At 56.9% G+C, this 20246-nt stretch carries 23 protein-coding genes; 10 read left to right on the top strand and 13 right to left on the bottom strand.

The genetic code is table 11. The annotated features are described in order from the left end of the window. Nucleotides 1–289: 289 nt before the first annotated feature. Nucleotides 290–1036, top strand: coding sequence for a bifunctional NADP-dependent 3-hydroxy acid dehydrogenase/3-hydroxypropionate dehydrogenase YdfG (gene ydfG, locus K6L24_RS10590; RefSeq protein ID WP_062743198.1), 747 nt, complete (start codon nt 290–292; stop codon nt 1034–1036). 22 nt (nt 1037–1058) lie between these two features. Here ydfG and K6L24_RS10585 read toward each other — a convergent pair whose 3' ends face one another. Beyond that, entirely contained in the window at nt 1059–1385 is a 327-nt protein-coding gene (locus K6L24_RS10585; protein ID WP_062743197.1) for a YnfA family protein, read from the bottom strand. Nucleotides 1386–1524: 139 nt separating this feature from the next. Between K6L24_RS10585 and K6L24_RS10580 the strand changes: the two genes are divergently transcribed. Together K6L24_RS10580 and K6L24_RS10575 are read left to right on the top strand one after the other, a co-directional pair. Beyond that, on the top strand, nt 1525–1872 hold the full coding sequence (locus tag K6L24_RS10580) for a DUF1283 family protein (protein ID WP_062743420.1): 348 nt from the start codon (nt 1525–1527) through the stop codon (nt 1870–1872). 52 nt (nt 1873–1924) lie between these two features. After that, entirely contained in the window at nt 1925–2221 is a 297-nt protein-coding gene (locus tag K6L24_RS10575) for a DUF1161 domain-containing protein (RefSeq protein ID WP_062743196.1), read from the top strand. A gap of 51 nt (nt 2222–2272) precedes the next feature. On the opposite strand, the gene K6L24_RS10570 is transcribed toward K6L24_RS10575, so the two are convergent. Next, on the bottom strand, nt 2273–3730 hold the full coding sequence (locus tag K6L24_RS10570) for an MDR family MFS transporter (RefSeq protein WP_222681428.1): 1458 nt from the start codon (nt 3728–3730) through the stop codon (nt 2273–2275). Nucleotides 3731–4041: 311 nt separating this feature from the next. Between K6L24_RS10570 and K6L24_RS10565 the strand changes: the two genes are divergently transcribed. Genes K6L24_RS10565 through osmV form a run of 4 tightly spaced genes read left to right on the top strand, consistent with a single transcriptional unit; the run spans nt 4042 to nt 7496 of the window. Next, the gene (locus K6L24_RS10565; protein ID WP_062743194.1) at nt 4042–4755 is read left to right on the top strand and encodes an ABC transporter permease; all 714 of its coding nucleotides are present in this window, start codon (nt 4042–4044) and stop codon (nt 4753–4755) included. A 21-nt stretch (nt 4756–4776) separates the two neighbouring features. Further along, nucleotides 4777–5700 carry a glycine betaine ABC transporter substrate-binding protein gene (locus K6L24_RS10560; RefSeq protein ID WP_062743193.1) on the top strand — a complete coding sequence of 308 codons (924 nt, stop codon included), beginning with the start codon at nt 4777–4779 and terminating at the stop codon, nt 5698–5700. Between the two features lie 9 nt (nt 5701–5709). Beyond that, a complete protein-coding gene (osmW, locus tag K6L24_RS10555; RefSeq protein ID WP_062743192.1) occupies nt 5710–6357 on the top strand; it encodes an osmoprotectant ABC transporter permease OsmW in 648 nt (215 codons plus the stop codon). Further along, nucleotides 6357–7496, top strand: a complete 1140-nt coding sequence (osmV, locus tag K6L24_RS10550; RefSeq protein ID WP_062743191.1) for an osmoprotectant ABC transporter ATP-binding protein OsmV — start codon at nt 6357–6359, stop codon at nt 7494–7496. Before osmW ends, osmV begins: the two co-directional genes overlap by 1 nt. 50 nt (nt 7497–7546) lie before the next feature. Here the strand turns inward: osmV and licT are convergent, their stop codons facing one another. The 3 genes from licT to K6L24_RS10535 form a co-directional block, all read right to left on the bottom strand. Continuing rightward, complete coding sequence (gene licT, locus K6L24_RS10545; RefSeq protein ID WP_137269376.1) at nt 7547–8410, bottom strand: BglG family transcription antiterminator LicT; 864 nt, start codon at nt 8408–8410, stop codon at nt 7547–7549. A 172-nt stretch (nt 8411–8582) separates the two neighbouring features. Then, the gene (locus K6L24_RS10540) at nt 8583–8933 is read right to left on the bottom strand and encodes a YdgH/BhsA/McbA family protein (protein ID WP_240343595.1); all 351 of its coding nucleotides are present in this window, start codon (nt 8931–8933) and stop codon (nt 8583–8585) included. Nucleotides 8934–9014: 81 nt separating this feature from the next. Next, on the bottom strand, nt 9015–10631 hold the full coding sequence (locus K6L24_RS10535) for a peptide ABC transporter substrate-binding protein (RefSeq protein ID WP_187509118.1): 1617 nt from the start codon (nt 10629–10631) through the stop codon (nt 9015–9017). 165 nt (nt 10632–10796) lie between these two features. Between K6L24_RS10535 and mpaA the strand changes: the two genes are divergently transcribed. Further along, nucleotides 10797–11504, top strand: a complete 708-nt coding sequence (gene mpaA / locus K6L24_RS10530; protein WP_062743187.1) for a murein tripeptide amidase MpaA — start codon at nt 10797–10799, stop codon at nt 11502–11504. Here mpaA and ycjG read toward each other — a convergent pair. Beyond that, a complete protein-coding gene (gene ycjG / locus K6L24_RS10525) occupies nt 11484–12467 on the bottom strand; it encodes an L-Ala-D/L-Glu epimerase (RefSeq protein WP_062743186.1) in 984 nt (327 codons plus the stop codon). The two genes, mpaA and ycjG, sit on opposite strands and share 21 nt — an antisense overlap. A gap of 119 nt (nt 12468–12586) precedes the next feature. On the opposite strand from ycjG, the gene tpx reads away from it, so the two are divergent. Beyond that, nucleotides 12587–13090, top strand: coding sequence for a thiol peroxidase (gene tpx / locus K6L24_RS10520; RefSeq protein WP_062743185.1), 504 nt, complete (start codon nt 12587–12589; stop codon nt 13088–13090). A gap of 63 nt (nt 13091–13153) precedes the next feature. Here tpx and tyrR read toward each other — a convergent pair whose 3' ends face one another. The 7 genes from tyrR to pspA all read right to left on the bottom strand — a co-directional run bounded on the left by tyrR (nt 13154) and on the right by pspA (nt 18876). Next, the gene (tyrR, locus tag K6L24_RS10515; RefSeq protein ID WP_062743184.1) at nt 13154–14719 is read right to left on the bottom strand and encodes a transcriptional regulator TyrR; all 1566 of its coding nucleotides are present in this window, start codon (nt 14717–14719) and stop codon (nt 13154–13156) included. A gap of 102 nt (nt 14720–14821) precedes the next feature. Continuing rightward, nucleotides 14822–15877, bottom strand: coding sequence for a YcjF family protein (locus K6L24_RS10510; RefSeq protein ID WP_062743183.1), 1056 nt, complete (start codon nt 15875–15877; stop codon nt 14822–14824). Continuing rightward, entirely contained in the window at nt 15874–17271 is a 1398-nt protein-coding gene (locus K6L24_RS10505; protein ID WP_062743419.1) for a YcjX family GTP-binding protein, read from the bottom strand. Before K6L24_RS10505 ends, K6L24_RS10510 begins: the two co-directional genes overlap by 4 nt. A 70-nt stretch (nt 17272–17341) precedes the next feature. Beyond that, on the bottom strand, nt 17342–17554 hold the full coding sequence (pspD, locus tag K6L24_RS10500) for a phage shock protein PspD (RefSeq protein WP_062743182.1): 213 nt from the start codon (nt 17552–17554) through the stop codon (nt 17342–17344). A 28-nt stretch (nt 17555–17582) separates the two neighbouring features. Then, a complete protein-coding gene (pspC, locus tag K6L24_RS10495) occupies nt 17583–17930 on the bottom strand; it encodes an envelope stress response membrane protein PspC (protein WP_062743181.1) in 348 nt (115 codons plus the stop codon). Beyond that, nucleotides 17927–18154 carry an envelope stress response membrane protein PspB gene (pspB, locus tag K6L24_RS10490; RefSeq protein ID WP_062743180.1) on the bottom strand — a complete coding sequence of 76 codons (228 nt, stop codon included), beginning with the start codon at nt 18152–18154 and terminating at the stop codon, nt 17927–17929. Before pspB ends, pspC begins: the two co-directional genes overlap by 4 nt. Before the next feature lie 56 nt (nt 18155–18210). After that, nucleotides 18211–18876, bottom strand: coding sequence for a phage shock protein PspA (gene pspA, locus K6L24_RS10485; protein ID WP_062743179.1), 666 nt, complete (start codon nt 18874–18876; stop codon nt 18211–18213). Nucleotides 18877–19061: 185 nt separating this feature from the next. On the opposite strand from pspA, the gene pspF reads away from it, so the two are divergent. Continuing rightward, nucleotides 19062–20057 carry a phage shock protein operon transcriptional activator gene (gene pspF, locus K6L24_RS10480; protein WP_062743178.1) on the top strand — a complete coding sequence of 332 codons (996 nt, stop codon included), beginning with the start codon at nt 19062–19064 and terminating at the stop codon, nt 20055–20057. Nucleotides 20058–20246 lie beyond the last annotated feature (189 nt).

The raw sequence follows: 20246 nt of genomic DNA, 5'->3' as shown, positions 1-20246 counted from the left end.
TACTCTTTTATTCAGTGAGTTACGAAGAAAATAGTCGGTAACGACGTTTTTTAAAACAGTAAAACGGTTGCGCAACCGGTTGCTAAAAAGGCAACCGATTGCTATGAAGTCAAAAAGACCCGACCCGGGCATTCTGCCTGCCCGTAGCGCACTGCCATAAGGCAGTCCAGACCACGGCTGCACGCTGTTGGTGCAGTTTTTCTTGTTCGTCATCATCATGAGCGCCTTATCAGCTCTGCCCTGAAATGATAAGGTGGGAAAAATCTAAAACGGGTTAAGGAACAGCGAGATGATTGTATTTGTTACCGGGGCGACCGCCGGATTTGGTCAGAGCATTACCCGCCGCTTTATCAGCCAGGGCCATCAGGTCATTGCTACCGGCCGCCGTCAGGAACGTCTGGATGCCCTGAAAAAGGAATTTGGCGACAGGATTTATACGCTGGTGCTGGACGTCCGCGACCGTGCGGGCATCGACGCGGCTGTGGCCTCACTGCCTGCTGAATGGCGCAACATCGATATTCTGGTCAACAACGCCGGACTGGCGCTGGGCATTGAACCTGCGCAGCGTGCCAGCCTGGAAGACTGGGAAGATATGATCGACACCAACAACAAAGGCCTGGTGTATATGACACGCGCGCTGCTGCCTGCGATGGTGGAGCGCAATGTCGGGCATATTATTAATATTGGTTCTATCGCCGGCAGCTGGCCGTATCCGGGCGGCAATGTTTATGGTGCCACTAAGGCGTTTGTTCGCCAGTTCAGTTTCAACCTGCGCACCGATCTGCACGGCACCGCCCTGCGAGTGACCGACATTGAACCGGGCCTGGTTGGCGGTACGGAGTTTTCGAACGTCCGTTTTAAAGGCGATGACAGCCGTGCTGACAGCGTGTATGACGGCACCGAGCCGCTGACGCCGGAAGATGTGACCGAGGCCGTGTGGTGGGTGGCCACCCTGCCGAAACATGTCAACATCAGCGCGCTGGAGATGATGCCGGTCGGTCAGAGCCAGGCGGGTCTGCGCGTACACAAAGCGTAATTCAGCCTCTTCGGGTCTGCTTTCAGGCCCGTCCCCATCCGGCCACAATAATCAGCATCCCGCAAAACGCCACGGCAGCACCGACCCAGTCGGTGCTACTCAGTTTTACCCCATCAACAATACGTAACCACAGCAGCGCGGTCACCACGTATACGCCGCCGTAGGCCGCATACACGCGGCCGCTGGCGGCCGGGTGCAGGGTCAGTAGCCAGACGAAAATCATCAGGCTGAATCCTGCAGGCAGCAGCAGCCAGGCAGAGGCGTTCTTTTTCAGCCACAGGTACGGCAGAAAGCAGCCAATAATTTCGGCCAGGGCCGTGGCAAAGAACAGTAATGTCGTCGTCAGCATAGGGACTTTTCTCTCTCAATGTTCAACGGTAACACCGCGCGACTGGTGGGTGGCCGAAAGCTGGTGATATACTACAACACATGATCTGCTCAGTCGCAGATGACGTGGCTGAATGCTCACCCATAAGGAACCGAACATGATGAAAACGCTGAAACAACGTCTGGCTAAGGCTTCGTTGCCGTTGCTGCTGCTGACCGCGCTGTTTTCCGTTCAACACGCCGCCCAGGCGCGCACTGACCACCTGATTATTCAGGATGGTGATAACGCGCTGACTAAAGAGCAGGCCCGCGAACAGAAAGAGCAGTGGGATGCGACCCATCGCCTGCGTGGCAAAGTGAATAACCGCGTGGAAAAAGAGTTTGACCGGGTGGATCAGGCTTTTGATACCCAGGAAGGCTGTGAAAAAAGCATGAACCTGAACGCGTACTGGGAGCCCAATACGCTGCGCTGCCTCGATCGCCGCACCGGACGTGCCGTTACGCCATAAGCTGACTTTCCTGCTATAGTTAGCGCAGATTTCATGCAAAAAGGATGAACAAATGAAAGGCATTAATTGGGTGTTAACCGCACTGCTCGTTGCTGCACCTCTGGCGGTACAAGCCTCGTGCGAAACGGTGAAAGCGGATATTAATCAGAAAATTATTAACAATGGGGTTCCTGCCTCAGGCTTTACGCTGGACGTAGTGCCGAACGACCAGGCGGAACAGGCCGGTGGGCAGGTCGTCGGTCACTGCGAAAATGATACGCAGAAAATTGTTTATAAACGCAACGGTAGCGATGCCGATAACAGCGTTCCTGCCAGCGCAGGCACCTCTCAGGATGCCCCGGCGCAGTAGCGTATGATCCCAGCGGGGTGAGCGGTTAGCCGGCGCACCCCCTGTCCTTTCTCAGATCGGCTTCTCTGCCGGAACAAAACGCGAAATGACCAGACTCATCCCTGCAATCACGGCCGAAACGGCAAACACCCAGTGGAGAGAATGCGCGATCTCGTTGAGCATGACTGCCAGCGTTGACGGGTCAATCTGCTGCCGCTGGCCATGTGACATCACCTGCTGTACCGGATCGGTGTCGTCAGGCAGGCGCAACAGCAGATTGTAGTTCAGCACCGCCCCCATGACGGCGGTGCCGAGCGCCGACCCCAGCATCCGGCTGAACATAATCGACGCGGTACATATGCCGCGGATGGCGAAATCTGCGGTGTTTTGCACGGCGATAAGGAAGGTGGTGCTGGTCATGCCCATTCCCGTTCCGATCACAAAAGCAAACAGCCCGGCGTGCCACACCGGACTTTCACGATGCAGCGTCAGCAGCAGACCGGTTCCGGCGATCAGCAGCACCGAGCCCAGCAGCGCGGTGAAACGGTAAGAGGTGCGCTGCATCAGCCGGCCACTGAGCGTACTGGCCAGCGGCCAGCCGATCGACATCATTGCCAGCGCACTCCCCGCCTGCAGCGGCGTTCCGCCGTTAACCCCCTGGATCCACGTCGGCAGAAAGGCACTGATGCCCATCATGGCGGCCCCAATCATCAGATTGCCGGCATTACCGGCCAGCAGCGTGCGGCTGCGCCAGATCGCCGCCGGGAACAGCGGTTCGCGGGCGCTGCGTTCGTGTCGCACCAGCGCCATGCCGGCCATTACGGCCAGTAGCAACAGGCCCACTACCAGCGTCGTGCCAAGGGCTTCAGCCTGTAACAAAGCGACCAGCAGTGCACTGACGGTAAGCATCAGCCATGCACTGCCCGCCAGGTTAAGCCGGTGCGGGCTGCGCGCTTTTGACTCCGGGAAAAAGCGCGCCAGCAGCAGCATTGACAGGATGCCAATGGGCACGTTGACCCAGAATATGAGCGCCCAGTTAAAATGCTGTACCAGCCAGGCACCAGTCAGCGGCCCGACGATGGCGGCAACGCCCCAGACGCTCGATAGCCATCCCTGTACGCCTGCCCGCTCTTTCGGCGGATAGACATCCGCGATGATGGTAGACGTCAGCGGCATAATCGCTCCGGCCCCCAGCCCCTGAAAGGCGCGGAACAGGATCAGCCAGCCCATATTGCTGGCAAAACCGCACAGCACCGACCCGACCAGAAACAGTCCGGTACCGATAAAGAACATGCGCTTCCGGCCCCAGAGATCGGCCAGTCGACCGTAAATCGGCACGCTGACCGCCTGCGTCAGCAGATAGATAGAGAAAACCCAGCCAAACTGCGAGAAACCGCCCAGCTCAGCAATGATGGTCGGCATCGCGGTGGCCACGATGGTCACTTCAATCGCCGCCATAAACATGGCCAGCATCGAGGCAATCAGTATCCAGTGGCGTGACTTAACGGGCGTAGCAATTGATTCCGACATGGTGTCCCTTTCTCAAGTAGAGCCTGAAAGTGTGGATGATATTTCGCACGACAGTTTCCGAATTGTGCTTATTTTTTTTGTGACGGCGTCACTTTTTGACGATGAATTTTTTTCATCGTCAGTTTTCCCAGTGCTATCAAGGGCTACAACCGAATTTTGCCAAAAAGTATCCTGCTGATTTTCAGCGAAAAATTTGCCAAATTTGCCGTTCCGCTGCTATAGGTTTTAGGGTTAGTTTACCGGGTAAAGTGATAATCACCCATGAGATCAACACTTTTAATGCTTACCCGCGTTCCAGGGAGAACACTGATATGCAACATACCACGCTGTTACAGCGTGCCTTACTGGCGGCGCTGTTTATTGCCGCGATCGTCGCCCTGCTGGTCTGGGGACTGGGGATTGAAACCATTAAGGCAAAGCGCGTCGATTTGATCTATCTGGGGCAGCAGCATATGACGCTGGTGTTCTGGTCTATGCTGTTTGCTCTTCTGGTGGGTATTCCCAGCGGTATCGCCCTCAGCCGTCCGGGCGCGCGCCGTTGGGCAGAGTACGTGATGCAGATCTTCAACATCGGCAACACGCTCCCCCCGCTGGCCGTGCTGGCGCTGGCAATGGTGGTCATCGGTATCGGTGACCGCCCGGCAATCATTGCCCTGTTCCTCGCCTCACTGCTGCCTGTCGTGCGTAATACCTATGCGGGACTCTGTTCCGTCCCGGCCCCTCTGCTGGAAGCGGCGGACGGTATCGGCATGACCCGGGGACAGCGTCTGCGCCAGGTCGAACTCCCTAACGCCATGCCGGTGATGCTATCCGGTATTCGCGTGGCGATGGCGATCAACGTGGGCACCGCACCGCTGGCGTTTCTGATTGGGGCCAGCAGTTACGGGGAATTGATTTTTCCCGGTATCTACCTCAATGATTTCCCCACGTTGATCCTGGGAGCGGCGGCGACCGCGCTTTTTGCCCTGATCCTCGATTTGTTACTGGCCGGTCTCGGCCGTCTTCTCAGCCCGCATACGGCTTAAAAAAATAACAGGGAGCTGACTATGGCTGGTACCCCCCTTTTCCCCCGCTGGCTTCGGGCGGGCGCGCTTGCTCTGGCGGCATCGCTGGCATTCAGCGGTATGGCCGCTGCCGCGCCAATTGTGATGACCACCAAGAGTTTTACCGAGCAGCATATTTTGTCTGCGCTCACCACGCTTTATCTGCGCAAGCAGGGCTTTGATATCGAACCCAAGACCAACATTGCTACCGTGATTGCCCGTAACGCGATGATCAATAAGCAGGTGGATATGGCCTGGGAATACACCGGTACCTCGCTGATTATTTTCAATAACATCACCCAGCGCATGTCGTCTGAAGAAGCTTATCAGACGGTGAAAAAGCTGGATGCAAAGCTGGGGCTGGTATGGCTGAAACCTGCCCCGATGAATAATACCTACGCCTTTGCGATGTCCGCCGAACGGGCGAAAGCGGAAAACATTGAGACCCTGTCGCAGCTGGTGGCAAAAATCGAGCAGGTGCGTAAAGACGACCCTGACCACAACTGGATGCTGGGGCTGGATCTGGAGTTTGCCGGGCGTTCCGATGGGCTTAAACCCCTGCAGAAGGCCTACAATATGCCGCTGGATCGCCCGCAGATCCGTCAGATGGATCCGGGACTGGTGTATAACGCCATTCGTGACGGTTTTGTCGACGCCGGGCTGGTGTATACCACCGACGGCCGGGTAAAGGGCTTCGAACTGAAAGTGCTGAAAGATGATAAGGGTTTCTTCCCCAGCTATGCGGTGACACCGGTGGTGACCGAGAAAGCACTGCGGGATCATCCGGGTCTGGAAGCGGCGCTTAATAAGCTGTCGCCACTGATCACCGACGAAGCCATCACCGAAATGAATAAGCGTGTGGATATCGATCACCAGTCACCTCAGCAGGTGGCCCGCGATTTCCTGACATCCCATAACATGCTGTAAGGAGGCTTCATGGAGACGATCCATTACATGATTGATAATGCCGGCTATCTCGGCACCCTCACCTTTCAGCACCTGTGGCTGGTGGCGCTGGCAGTCGGTTTCGCCATTGTGATTGGTGTGCCGCTCGGTATTCTGATTGTGCGCTTTAAGTGGCTGGCCACGCCAGTACTCGGACTGGCCACTATTGTGCTGACCATTCCCTCTATCGCCCTGTTTGGCCTGATGATCCCGCTTTTTTCACTCATCGGTCAGGGCATTGGCGTCCTGCCCGCCGTGACGGCGGTGTTTCTCTATTCTCTGTTACCCATTGTGCGCAACACCCATACGGCACTGGAAAATCTGCCTGACGGCCTGCGTGAAGCGGGACGCGGGATTGGTATGACCTTCTGGCAGCGTCTGCGCTGGGTCGAAATTCCGATGGCCCTGCCGGTGATTTTTGGCGGCATCCGTACGGCGGTAGTGATGAACGTCGGCGTGATGGCCATTGCAGCGGTGATTGGCGCAGGCGGTCTTGGCCTGCTGCTGCTGGATGGCATTAGCGGAAGTGATATCCGCATGTTGATTGCTGGCGCATTAATGATCTGCTTACTGGCGATCGTGCTTGACTGGCTGCTGCACCGTTTGCAGGTAGCACTGACACCTAAGGGGATCCGATAATGATAAAACTGGAAAATCTCACCAAAACCTTCACACAGAAGAACGGTAAAAGCTTTAATGCCGTCGACAACGTCAGCCTCAATGTACCCGAAGGCGAAATGTGTGTCCTGCTCGGCCCTTCCGGCTGCGGTAAAACGACCACCCTGAAAATGATCAACCGGTTGATCCCATCCAGCAGTGGAAAAATTCTGATCAACGGCGAAGACACCAGCGGGCTGGATACCGTTACGCTGCGGCGCAATATAGGCTACGTCATCCAGCAGATTGGCCTGTTCCCGAATATGACCATTGAAGAGAATATCACCGTGGTGCCCCGTATGCTGGGCTGGGATAAGCAGCGCTGTAAGGCGCGTGCCAGCGAGCTGATGAGCATGATGGCGCTGGATGCGAACAAATTCCTGCAGCGCTATCCGCGTGAGATGTCGGGCGGTCAGCAGCAGCGCATCGGCGTTATTCGTGCCCTGGCGGCGGATCCACCGGTGCTGCTGATGGATGAGCCGTTCGGGGCCGTCGACCCGATTAACCGTGAGGTGATCCAGAATGAGTTTCTCGATATGCAGCGGCAGCTGAAAAAGACCGTGATGCTGGTCAGCCATGATATTGATGAAGCGCTGAAACTGGGTGACCGTATTGCCGTGTTCGGTCAGGGAAAAATTGTGCAGTGCGCCAGCCCGGACGAACTGCTGGCGAAGCCGGCCAATGAGTTTGTCGGATCGTTCGTCGGTCAGGACCGTACGCTGAAGCGTCTGTTACTGGTGCAGGCGGGCGATGTCACCGACCAGCAGCCGACCCATACCGTGCAGAAATCCACTCCGCTGGCGGAAGCCTTCGGCGTGATGGACGATAACGACCTGCGTTCGATTACGGTGGTTGATGAGGATGGCCGACCACTGGGCTTTGTTAAACGGCGCGAGGCACGCGGTGCAAGTGGCCTCTGTGCCGAGAGGCTGCATCACTTTACCGTCACCGGTAAAGCCGAAGAGAACCTGCGCGTGGTGCTCTCCAAGCTGTATGAACACAATATGGTGTGGATGCCGATTGTCGACGAGGACGGTCGCTACAGTGGTGAGATTTCCCAGGACTATATTGCGGATTATCTGAGCTCAGGCCGCACGCGTCGGGTGCTGAATCCGGCGTAAACCCGGCCCTCAACTTTCACAGGGCACGCGGGAATACGGAGATGAGGCCCTCAGGCCTCATCTTTATCATCATCCAGGGCCAGCGTCTCCTTTCTGACCCGCTCTATGTGGATCGTCAGAAACATCCGTTCCTCACTCCCCAGGGTATAGTCATAATTCTTCCTCACGTGGCGATCGATTTTGTCCACGCATTTGTAGGCGGCGGGATAGCGGTCGCGTACCACATCGTGCAGCGATTCGTCATCACTGTAGACGCCGCGTTTCCCCAGCATCCGCTGTGAGAAAAACTTAAGATGGGTGACAAAGCGGTTATAACTCAGCGAATCGGGCTGATAATCAAGCTGTAGCTGGTACTTCACCAGATGCAGGATTTCCTGCATAAATTTAGTGATATGCATCACAGCAGGCATCTCGCTGCCCAGTTGCGCATTCACCAGATGCAGGGCAATAAATCCGGCTTCATCCTCCGGTAGCCGCACGTTAAGGCGTTTGTCGATAATATTCAGCGCCGCCAGCCCGATGGCATACTCCTGCGGATAGAGGCTGCGGATCTCCCACTGCAGCACGTTACGGATGGGCAGGTTTTGCTGATGCCGGGTCAGGGCAAAATTTACATGATCGGTCAGCGCAATGGCCAGACTGTCATGCAGCTGACTACTGAGTTGCTCGCGCGCCAGCGCAATGATGCATTCTGTGGCGATCACCACCTCCAGCGGGATTTCAGACAGCAGTTCGCCCAGGCGCCCGGTCAGCTCCTGACTTTTCAGGGCAAAGGTTTTTTCAACCAGCACCGGGTCAAGTTCGTCCCCGCTGCGCTTTTTAAACGCCAGCCCGCGCCCCATCACCACCAGTTCATGCCCCTGTTCATCATGGACAATGACCACATTATTATTTAAAACTTTTGCTATTTTCATTTCCCGGCCTGAAAACAAAAAAACCTGACCGCCGGAGGAGCTCCGGCGGTCAGGTTTTGCCTGCTAAAATGCAGTAACAATCCAGTGTTCACACGATAAGGCATTATACGCGGGTCTCAAGCACCGGGCTGCCGTTCTGTGATAGAGCTCGCGCTTTGTTACGATTTGTTTCCTAAACGCCCCGGGAACACTTCTGTGTGGCGAGTGCGTTCAGCTGTCGTTCACGCTCGGTAGCGTGTTTTTGCGCCTGCTGTTTGGCAATACCGTTACCAATGCCAAAGTCCATTGCGGCACCCACTACGGTCAGGGCATCAAACTCCCCTTTCTTATCAATATCCTGCTGCACTTTTTTCTGTTCAGCGATCTGCTGCTGCACGCCCTGGCAGTCAAGCTGATCGGCCTGAACCGCACTGATCGGCGGCGAGGCAGGATACTGTTTTAGTGCGCAGCCACTGAGGATCACAACAAACATAAGCAGAGGAAACCGTTTCATCATCATCACCGTCAGACTGAGTTGCTGCATTATGCACCACATCCCCGCGGCTCAATGGCATAAGCAGCAACCGGTGCCGCGGCTTATCCTGGCGATGACGCCGTACGACAATCAGTGTTTTAAAATATACAGAGTACGGCTGTAGGCCACATCTTCCGGATTGGTGATCGGATAGCCTTTTACATACGGCTTGATCAACCGTCCGTTAGTGTACTGATAAATCGGCGCGATCGGGGCCTGTCCGGCGATAATCTGCTCTGCCCGGTTATAGTCATCGTTACGCGCCTTGTCATTCGTCTGACGGCTGGCCTGGGCCAGCACGGCATCGTATTCTGCACTCTTAAAGCCGGCGATATTGCCGCTGTGAGTGGAGGACAGCAAACTGAGGAAGGTGGACGGCTCATTGTAATCCCCGACCCAGGACGCGCGGATCACATCAAAGTTGCCGCTGTTGCGGTTGTCGATATAGGTTTTCCACTCCTGGTTTTGCAGTTTCACGTCCACCCCGAGGTTTTTCTTCCACATCGAGGCCACGGCAATCGCAATCTTCTTGTGCGTCTCTGAGGTGTTATACAGCAGGGTGAGGTTAAGCGGATGGGTCGGCCCGTAGCCCGCCGCGGCCAGCAGGGCTTTCGCCTGAGCGTTCAGCTCCTCCTGACTGTGCTGCTGCATAAAGCTGGCTTTCGGCGTAAAGCCCGCTGTGACGTCAGGCGTGAAGTGCCAGGCCGGTTTTTCTCCGGTTCCCAACACTTTTTCGGCAATAATTTTGCGGTCAATGGACCAGGAGAGCGCCTGCCGCACACGCACGTCAGCCGTAGGCCCCTTGCGGGTATTAAACGCATAGTAGTAAGTGCCCAGTTGGTCAGGGGTGTAAACCTCACCGGGGATCTGTTTTTTCAGCAGGGCATACAGCTCTTTTGGGAACGATTCCGTGATATCAATATCCCCCGCGCGATAGCGCTTGGTGGCACTGGACTCTTCACTGATCGGCACATAGGTCACTTTGTTCAGCACCGTATGCGCGTTATCCCAGTAGTGCGGATTGCGAACCAGCACGACTTTCTCATTCACCACCCGGCTGTTCAGCTGGTAGGCCCCGTTACCCACCAGATTACCCGGACGTGTCCACTGGTCGCCGTAGGTGGCGATAACCTTTTCCGGCACCGGGAACAGGCTGAAGTTGGCGGTCAGGCTGACAAAATACGGCACCGGCCTGTCGAGTGTGACCTGCAGGTGGGTATCATCTATGGCACTGACCCCCAGCTTATCCGGACTCATTTCCCCTTTAACGATGGCACCGGCATTTTGAATACCCGCCAGTTCAGCAAACCAGGCAAAAGTGGACGTGTTTTTCGGATCGACCAGCCGCCGCCAGCTGTAAACAAAGTCCGCAGCGGTGACAGTGTCACCGTTTGACCAGCGTGCATCTTTGCGCAGCGTGAAGATCCAGGTTTTATTGTCATTGGTCTGCCAGTCGATGGCCACGCCCGGAACAATTTTCCCGCTGGCATCCTGATTGGTTAACCCTTCAAACAGGTCACGGATTACCGGAATTTCCGGCAGCCCCACCGCTTTCACCGGGTCGAGCGAGGCAGGTTCATCTTTAATATGACGAACAATTTCCTGGCGCGCGGCCAGCGCGGTGCCCGCCGGGACATCGGCAGCACGAGAGGTGGAGACAATACACAGCGCCAGAGCGGCCAGCGCAAAAGAGGGGGATTTTCTCATTCCGGGATCCTTACCTGTCAGCAAAACTGCGGGAATTTCTTACTGCTGGCACTGTAACGCAAATGACATGCGCTGAAATAGTGTTTTTATTCAACACCCAGGCGATGTACCTTCCCGGGCAATATGCTAGTTTTAGCACAGAACCGTCTATCCGGAGCCCTGCCTATGTCGTTATTCCACCCCCGCCCGCTGCGTGGTCGCCTTGATGCCCGCCCGCAGTCGTACGGGCAATCGGTGCTGGGTGCACCGCTGCTCTGGTTTCCGGCCCCGCTGGCCAGTGAGGACAGTGGGTTGATCCTGGCCGGAACGCACGGGGATGAAACCGCTGCGGTCGTCACCCTCTCCTGCGCCATGCGCACGCTTCAGGACAGCCATCGTCGCCATCACGTGGTGCTGGCGGTGAACCCCGACGGCTGTCAGCTTGGGCTGCGCGCTAACGCAAACGGCGTAGACCTTAACCGTAATTTCCCAGCCGCCAACTGGCAGCACGGTGAAACGGTTTATCGCTGGAACAGCGTGGCCGATGAGCGCGATGTCCTGCTCTCTACCGGAGAACATGCCGGTTCAGAGCCGGAAACCGCAGCGCTGTGCCAGTTGATTCACCGGCTCTCCCCCGCCTGGATTGTCACTTTTCATGAGCCGCTGGCCTGTATCGAAGACCCCGATAGCAGTCCGCTGGGTCACTGGCTGGCGGCAAAAACCGGCCTGCCGCTGGTCAGCAGCGTCGGCTATGCCACGCCGGGTTCTTTCGGCAGCTGGTGTGCGGATATCAGCCTGCCCTGTATTACGGCAGAATTCCCACCGGTGGCCGCCGATGAGGCCAGCGAACGCTATCTGGGGGCGCTGGTCGATTTACTCTACTGGCAGCCGTGACAGGTCGATACGCCCGCAGCTGAACGGCAGTGCGGGTTCCGCATCTACCGCCAGCCAGGTGGGGCCATCCAGATCGACAAAACGCGCCTGCGGTACCAGCGGTAACGCTGCGCGAATGGCGCGTGAGGTACACAGCATACAGCCAAGCATGATGCCAAAGCCCTGATCTGCCGCCGCCCGGGCCAGCGCCAGTGCGGCCGTCAGACCCCCGGTTTTGTCCAGTTTGATATTCACCATCTCATAGCGCCCGTGCAGCGAAGGCAGGCTTTCAACGGTGTGGCAGCTTTCATCCGCACAAATCGGCAACGGGTGAATGAAATTTTCAAGGGCAGCATCATCCCCGGCAGGAAGCGGCTGTTCCAGCATCGCGACGCCAAGATCGGCCAGCAGCTGGCAGCGTGCCGCCAGCCCTTCGCTCTGCCAGGATTCGTTGGCATCGACGATCAGCGTGGCCTGAGGCACCGCGCTGCGGATGGCCACCAGACGTTCGGTGATCAAATGATGGTCCAGTTTTATTTTCAGCAGTTTCGCCCCGTTTTCCCACAGCGCCAGCGCGCTGCTGGCCATCATCTCAGGCCCGTCGATGCTGACGGTTTGCGCTATCTCAATCAGCGCCGGTGACGGCTGCGATGTTAACTGCCACAGGCTCTGGCCATCACGCGCGACTTCCAGATCCCACAACGCGCTGTCGATCGCATTGCGTGCGGCTCCCGCAGGAAGTCGCTGCTGGAGTTCTGCCCGCGTCAGCCCCTGCTGCAATGCCGGCAGCAGAGTAGTGATTTGCGCCAGCACCGACTCCTCACTCTCACCATAGCGCGGATAGGGGGTACACTCACCCACCGCTTTAATGCCGTTTTCCTCCAGCTCCACCACCACCACACCCGCATCACTGCGGGCACCACGTGCGATGACAAAGGGCGAATGTAACGGCCAGTTTTCCGGCCAGGCTTTTACCGATCTCATGCTCAAATCCTTCAATTGGTTTGGCGGGCGCATATTATGTCGTATTTATACTGTCTCACTGCTTCAGCATGGCATACACTGAAGCAGGTTAAACACCATTAACATTAAAAGGATAGATTATGTCTCAGACCGTACATTTCCAGGGCAACCCGGTTTCCGTTGACGGGCAACTGCCAGCGCCGGGCCAGGCGGCAAAACCGTTCACCCTGGTGGCCAAAGATCTCTCCGATGTCTCTCTGTCCCACTATGCGGGCAAACGCAAAGTTCTGAACATCTTCCCAAGTATTGATACCGGCGTCTGCGCAACATCCGTGCGCAAGTTTAATCAACTGGCGGGTGAAGTTGATAATGCCGTGGTGCTCTGTATTTCTGCCGATCTGCCCTTTGCCCAGTCACGCTTCTGTGGCTCTGATGGCCTGAGCAACGTCGTAACACTCTCTACCCTGCGCGGCAGTGAGTTCAAAAAAGACTACGGTGTTGCCATTGTTGATGGGCCACTGAACGGACTGACGGCTCGTGCCGTGGTGGTGCTGGATGAGCAGGATAAAGTCATCTACAGCCAGCTGGTCAGTGAAATTACCACTGAACCGGATTACGACGCCGCTCTGGCATCGCTGAAGTAATTCTCAGGGCAGACTGCTCACGCAGTCTGCCCTCCTGCCAGTACTCTTCCGCCAACCCTGCGATTACTCTGTATCCGCTTTTTTCTGACTCAATCCGTATTCACGCAGCTTATTGGCAATCGCCGTATGGGATACGCCAAGGCGTTTTGCCAGCTTGCGCGTGCTCGGATAAGAAAGATAGAGCCGGGTCAGCACCGAACGCTCGAAACGGCTGGTAATGTCGTCCAGCGACCCCTCAATGGCGTCATCGGCCAGCGGCATCTCCATCGCATACTCCGGCAGGACAATATCCTGAGGACGTAACTCGTTGCCCTCCAGCTGCGTCAGCGCCCGATACAGGGCATTTTTCAGCTGACGAACATTGCCCGGCCACGTGTACCGCGTGAGGAAGGCGTTTAGCTGGGAGGAGAGTTTTGGCCGAGCGACCCCCTGCTCATCAGCAAAGCGTGCCACGAACATTTCGGTCAGCGGCAGGATATCCTGTGGACGTTCGCGCAGCGGCGGCAGATTCAGCGTCAGCACATTGAGCCGGTAGAAGAGATCTTCGCGGAACTCGCCGCGCTGCACCAGCTCCATAAGGTTTTTTTGTGTGGCGCAGATGACCCTGACGTTAACATGCACCTCATGCTCTTCACCCACGCGGCGGAAGGTACCGTCGTTAAGAAAACGTAGCAATTTGGTTTGCATGCGCGGTGACATTTCACCGATCTCATCCAGCAGTACTGACCCACCGCTGGCCTGCTCGAAGAACCCTTTTTTGCCTTCCAGCGCGTTGGGGTATGCTCCTGCGGCATGGCCGAACAGCTCACTTTCCGCGACATCATCCGGCAGTGAGGCACAGTTCAGCGCAAGGAACGGCTTTTTACCCCGCGCACTGCGCAGGTGACAGGCGCGTGCCAGCATATCTTTGCCGGTGCCAGTATCGCCTACGATCAGCAGGGGGGCATCCAGCATCGCCAGTTTTCTCGCCTGATCCACAACCTGGCGCATTTTGCCGCTGACGGCCACAATATGCTGAAATTCGCTGTCATCGTTGACCGCCAGATTCTGCAACTGCTGCCCCATGCGGGCGGTGGACTTCAGTAACACCACGCCACCGACGGGACTGGGTGTCCCGCTTTCTTCTTCCTGAGCGTAGATCGGCGTGACTTCCATCAGGAAGTCGCGCCCCTGCAGTACCACGTGGTGCGCCTCAGACTCAATTCGCTCGCTCTCCAGCCAGCGTTGAAAATTAAACCCGGTAATGAGCGATGCGACACCGTAATTACGCATCTTTTCTTCATTAAATGAAAACAGACTTTCTGCCGCCGGATTAGCCAGCTCCACTTTGCCTTTCAAATCAATGGAAAAGACCGGATCCGGCAGCGCCACCAGCAGCGCGCTCAGGGCGCGGTGTTCGCGCTCGGAGGGCAGGAAGGAGACGGTACGTACGTCGGTCACGCCAGGGATACGGCGGATCTCGGCCATCAGTTGGCTGAACTGCTCAAAGCTGATGGTGGAGAAATTAAGATAGATGCGGCCAATGGCGGCAATTTCGATGCCGCGCAGATCGATACGGCGTTCAACCAGCAGATCCAGCAGTTCGCGGGTCAGGCCGATTCGGTCCTGGCAAAAGACTTCAAGACGCATGCGTTTTAACCTTTGTTATCAACCGTGCGGAGCGTATTCATGGATAATACGCTATCCCTTGCCACGCCAGAAGTGTTCTGTCATGAAAAGTTGACAGTCTGTTCACTTCTCGTTCTTGCCACTGCGCTGCAGGCTCTCTTTTAACTGGCCGATCAGTTCACGACGGAAGTCCCCAAGGCGCGGCTTATCCCCTTCCAGCCACGGCAGCGGACGGCACAGTTCCATGGCTTTAATTCCCAGCCGGGCGGTCAGCAGACCGGCACCGATCCCCTGGGCGGCGCGGGTGGAAAGTCGGGCGGCAAGATCCTGTGACATCCAGTCCATACCCACTTCACGGATCAGCTCTGATGCCCCGGCAAACGCGATGTTCAGCAGAACCAGACGGAACAGCCGCAGGCGGCTGAAATAGCCCAGTTCAATGCCGTAGAGGGCGGCGATACGGTTCACCAGGCGCAGGTTACGCCAGGCTATAAAGGCCATATCGACCAGCGCCAGCGGGCTGACGGCGATCATCAGCGTCGATTCAGCGGCATAGCGGCTGATTTCGCGGCGGGCCTGCCGATCCAGTACCGGCTGCACCAGCTGGGCGTACAGCTCGACGACCTCGCGATCGTTTTGGGTTTCATGCAGTGAGGCGTGCCAGCGTTGCAGGGCCGGATGCCCGGACGCCAGCCCCGCCTGCTCTGCCAGTTTTTCACAAAATGCCCGGCCCTGACCGCTACCGTGGCTGGCCAGTAGCTCGCGCGCAACATCGCGTTCTTCCGCACGTTCGCGCAGTCGATACAGACGTCGCCATTCACCGATCAGCGATCCGGCCCCCGCCGCTACGATCAGCCCTCCGGCAATGCCCCCGCCCAGACCAATCCAGTCCTGAGCCACCCAGGCCTGATGCGTCCACTGAACGCCCTGCGCCACCACGCTGACGCCAAACAGACTCAGACCGGTGATCACCATCTTGCGCCACAGGCTGCGTTTGGGGCGCAGCGCGGCTTCGACCGCCAGCTCTCCCGGGCCTTCAGGTTCGACGTCCGGCTGCGGGTCAACAGCGACAAACTGATCCTGCTGCGCGGCAAATGCCTTTGACGGGCGCAGGATGGGGGCCGGTTCATCACTTAGCGGCTGGGCAAAATCGATACGCGGTTTAATCGGTGCGGTCATCGCAGTTTATCTCCCAGAAGAAATTCCAGCGCCGCGTCCATCCGGATATGCGGCAGCGGCCGGTCAACATCCAGATCCTGCGGGCGGAACTGTTCAAAATGAAAACCCTGATCCTGCCAGAATGCATTGCCCGGCAGACGCGGCGGGACTTCGCCCGGATAGACGGTCAGCGGAGTGTTGTCGGCCAGACGGTGGCCACGCAGGGCCGGGATACTCTCGCCCTGATGATCGACGTGGCCGCTCTGTGTGGCCTGTACCGAGGCCAGACCGATGCAGTCCATCCTGATGCCTTCAAACGCGGCGTTCTGCCAGGCGTCCTGTACCAGCTGCTGGAGCAGCGACACCAGATTGGCGTGCTGATCGGCGGTAACATGATCGGATTTGGTCGCCGCAAACAGCAGCTTGTCGATGACCGGAGAAAACAGCCGGCGAAACAGGGTGCGCTGGCCGTACGAAAAACTCTGCATCAGCTGCGTCAGCGCCAGGCGCATGTCGTTAAACGCCTGCGGCCCGCTGTTGAGCGGCTGCAGGCAATCCACCAGAACAATCTGCCGGTCGAAGCGCAGAAAGTGATTCTTATAAAAGTCCTTCACCACGTGCTGGCAGTAATACTGATAGCGGGCACGCAGCATGCCGATATTGCTGGCGGCATCCCCCTGCGCCAGGCGGGTTTCGCCCCCTTCCACCACCTCGGGCCACGGGAAAAATTGCAGCGCCGGGGCACCGGCCATTTCGCCGGGCAGCACAAAGCGGCCGGGCTGGATAAAGTGCAGTCCTTCCTGTTTACAGCGCTGCAGGTAATCGGTCCAGGCGGCGGCGATCGCAGCCAGGCGGTTTTCATCGGCGGGTGCCAGCGGGTCAAGGCCTTCACACAACTGACGCCAGCGCTGTGCCCATACCGCGCGATCGCCCTGCAGCAGGCCAGTCATCTGTCGTGACCAGCTCAGGTAATCCTGTTCCAGCATCGGCAGGTCGAGCAGCCATTCACCGGGATAATCGACAATTTCCAGATAAAGCGTGGAGGTTTCTTTAAAATGGCGCAGCAGGGAGGCCTGCGAACGGTAGCGTAACGCCAGTCGCATTTCACTCACGCCCCGGGTGGGGGTTGGCCAGTCTGGCGGCGTGCCGTACAGTTGCGCCACACCTTCATCATAGGTAAAACGCGGGATGCCAAGGTCGCGCTGTGGCACGCGTTTAACGCCCAGCAGGCGCTGCTCGCGCACCGCAGAGAACATCGGCAGACGCGCACCGGAATTGACGTTAAGCAGTTGGTTAACCAGGGAGGTGATAAAAGCGGTCTTGCCGCTGCGGCTTAATCCGGTCACCGCCAGGCGAAGATGGCGATCCGCGCCGCGGTTCACCAGCGACAGCAATTCATGTTGTAGTCGTTTCATCTGTGGCATTGGCACCTTATCGTTAATATTCCTTATCGTAACATCCTCCTGCCATTGCCGCTTCTCTGACTCAGGGGGTGGGTTTCACCCAGCGTGCGGTGACCCGGCGCAGCACGCGTTTAAACAGCGGCTCAAGCGCCCAGGCCAGCAGGATTTTTAATGGCCTGCGGGCGACGGACTTCACCGCCCAGCCGCTTAACCCTGCCGGGCCATAAGTCAGCGCGTTGATCAGCACAAATTTACCGGCCTTTTTCAGGCGCGGGTGGGGCTGCCAGTTTCTCATTAATACACTCCTGAAAAAGAACCGTAGATTACAGCTGGCTGAACCGGCTGCGCACGCTAAAGGTTTCTGAGGTGACATAACGCTCCACCTCACGTAACTCCCGTTCCCCGCCGTTCAGCTCTGCGCTTAATTCATCCAGCAACTGTCGCGCACTGAGCGGTTTATCTCGCCCCTGCTCGCTGGCCGGCAGGTCCGGCAGTAGCGTTGCCAGCAGGAAGTAGCCGACGATAGTCAGGACAAAGAGGCCGAAAAACAACGACATCACCACGATAACGCGGACCAGCAAAACCGGCACGCCCAGGTATTCGGCAATCCCGGCGCAGACGCCTTTCAGCTTTCCCTGTTCCGGGATGCAGTACAGTTTCTTCTGAATCATGGCTGCCTCCAGTGAGGATGCTCGGCATCGAGGATGGCTTCCAGCGCCTGGATACGTTCACGCATTTTACGTGCGTCCTGGGTCAGCTGTTGCAGACGCTGCAGTTCATTCTGCGTCAGTTCCGCCCCACCATTCTGGCGTTTTGTGTAATGCAGCCAGAGCCAGATCGGCGCGACAAACAGCAGAAACAACGTCAGGGGTATGGCAATAATGAAGACACTCATTCACGTTCCTTGATAGTTAATCTTAGCGATGCCGGCCACCGCCGTGGCCAGCTCCGTTACTCACTGCGGTTCATTTTTGCTTTCAGCGCCGCCAGCTGCTGGCTGATTTCATCGTCAGCCTGTAACTCAGCGAACTCCTGATCGAGCGATTTCTTTTTGCCAAAGCTGTGGCTTTCGGCTTCCGCTTCCATGTGGTCGATACGGCGCTCGAAGGATTCAAAACGGGCCATGGCGTCATCAATTTTGCCGCTGTCGAGCTGGCGACGCACATCGCGTGATGAGGATGCCGCCTGATGGCGCAGCGTCAGCGCCTGCTGACGGGCACGGGTTTCGCTCAGTTTACTTTCCAGCTCACCAATTTCACCTTTCATCCGCGTCAGGCTCTCTTCCACCTGGCCGGCTTCCTGCTGCAGCGATGCCGTCAGGTCGGTGAGTTTCTGTTTTTCCATCAGCGCTGCGCGTGCCAGATCGTCTTTTTCTTTACGCAGGGCCAGTTCGGCTTTTTCCTGCCATTCGGCCTGCTGCGTTTCTGCCTGCTCGATACGGCGCTGTAACTGTTTCTTCTCGGCCAGGGCCCGGGCTGAGGTGGAACGCACTTCAACCAGCGTATCTTCCATCTCCTGGATCATCAGGCGCACCAGCTTCTGCGGATCTTCTGCTTTCTCCAGCAGGGAGTTAATATTGGCGTTCACGATGTCGGCAAAGCGGGAAAAAATACCCATAATCAAAATCCTCTTTCAGTCATAGTCTGGCATTACGCCGGTTGTCGAATAATACGGTTAAGCTGCATAACACTATTCAAAAGCCGTGCCAGTTTTTATCTTATTGATTTTAAATGACCTGCTCCCTTTACACCGGTATGGGGTGAGACTAAAGTGGTTTTTATCACTAACACCTGGTGAAATTAATGATGAACGAAAACCCAGATACCCTGCTTGGCGAGTCCAACAATTTTATCGACGTTCTGGAACAGGTTTCACGTCTGGCACCACTGAATAAGCCGGTGCTGGTGATCGGTGAGCGCGGCACCGGGAAAGAGCTGATTGCCAGTCGACTGCACTATCTGTCTGAGCGCTGGCAGGGGCCGTTTATCTCGCTTAACTGCGCGGCGCTGAATGAAAACCTGCTGGATTCAGAACTTTTTGGCCATGAGGCCGGGGCGTTTACCGGCGCGCAGAAGCGCCATCTCGGGCGCTTTGAGCGTGCCGATGGCGGGACGCTTTTTCTTGATGAGCTGGCGACGGCGCCGATGCTGGTTCAGGAAAAACTACTGCGGGTGATTGAATACGGTCAGCTGGAGCGCGTCGGCGGCAGTCAGCCGCTGCAGGTCAGCGTGCGGCTGGTTTGCGCCACCAATGCCGATCTGCCGCTGCTGGCGCGGGAGGGTAAGTTCCGCGCCGACCTGCTGGACAGGCTGGCATTTGATGTGGTGCAACTGCCCCCGCTGCGCGAACGTCGAAGCGACATTCTGGTGATGGCGCAGCATTTTGCTATTCAGATGTGCCGTGAGCTGGGACTGACGCTGTTTCCCGGTTTCACCGCCGGGGCAGAACAGCGTCTGCTGGATTACGCCTGGCCGGGCAACGTGCGTGAATTGAAAAACGTGGTTGAGCGCTCGGTTTACCGTCACGCCAGCAGCGAAATCCCCCTGGATAACATTATTGTGAACCCTTTCCAGCGTGCGGAACCTGAAAACACGCGGTCAGCGCCCGCAGGGGAGGTTCTGCCGGCGCTGCCTTTCGATTTGCGTCACTGGCAGAGTCGCCAGGAAAAAGCGCTGGTCGAAAAAGCGCTGAGCCAGGCCCGTTTTAATCAGCGCCGGGCCGCTGAACTGCTGGGTGTCACTTATCACCAGTTACGGGCCATGCTGAAAAAGCATGATATTAATTTTGATGAAGCCTGATGTCGTGGGTGGCGGGCAAAAAAAAGCCCGCATTAAGCGGGCTAAATAATACTGGAAGCAATGTGAGCAATGTCGTGCTCCTTAACGGCAGAGCCACCGTTAAAGCGCAGGTGAATAATAATCATTCTCAATCTTATCTGTAAAGCATTTTGTTGAGAATTTTTCTCATTACCACAGCAAGATCAGGCG

This window comes from Erwinia persicina (genome assembly GCF_019844095.1).
GTDB classification, from domain to species: Bacteria; Pseudomonadota; Gammaproteobacteria; order Enterobacterales; family Enterobacteriaceae; genus Erwinia; species Erwinia persicina.
The sequence above is the reverse complement of the archived record's forward strand: the minus strand, read 5'-3'. Positions and strand labels throughout refer to the sequence as shown.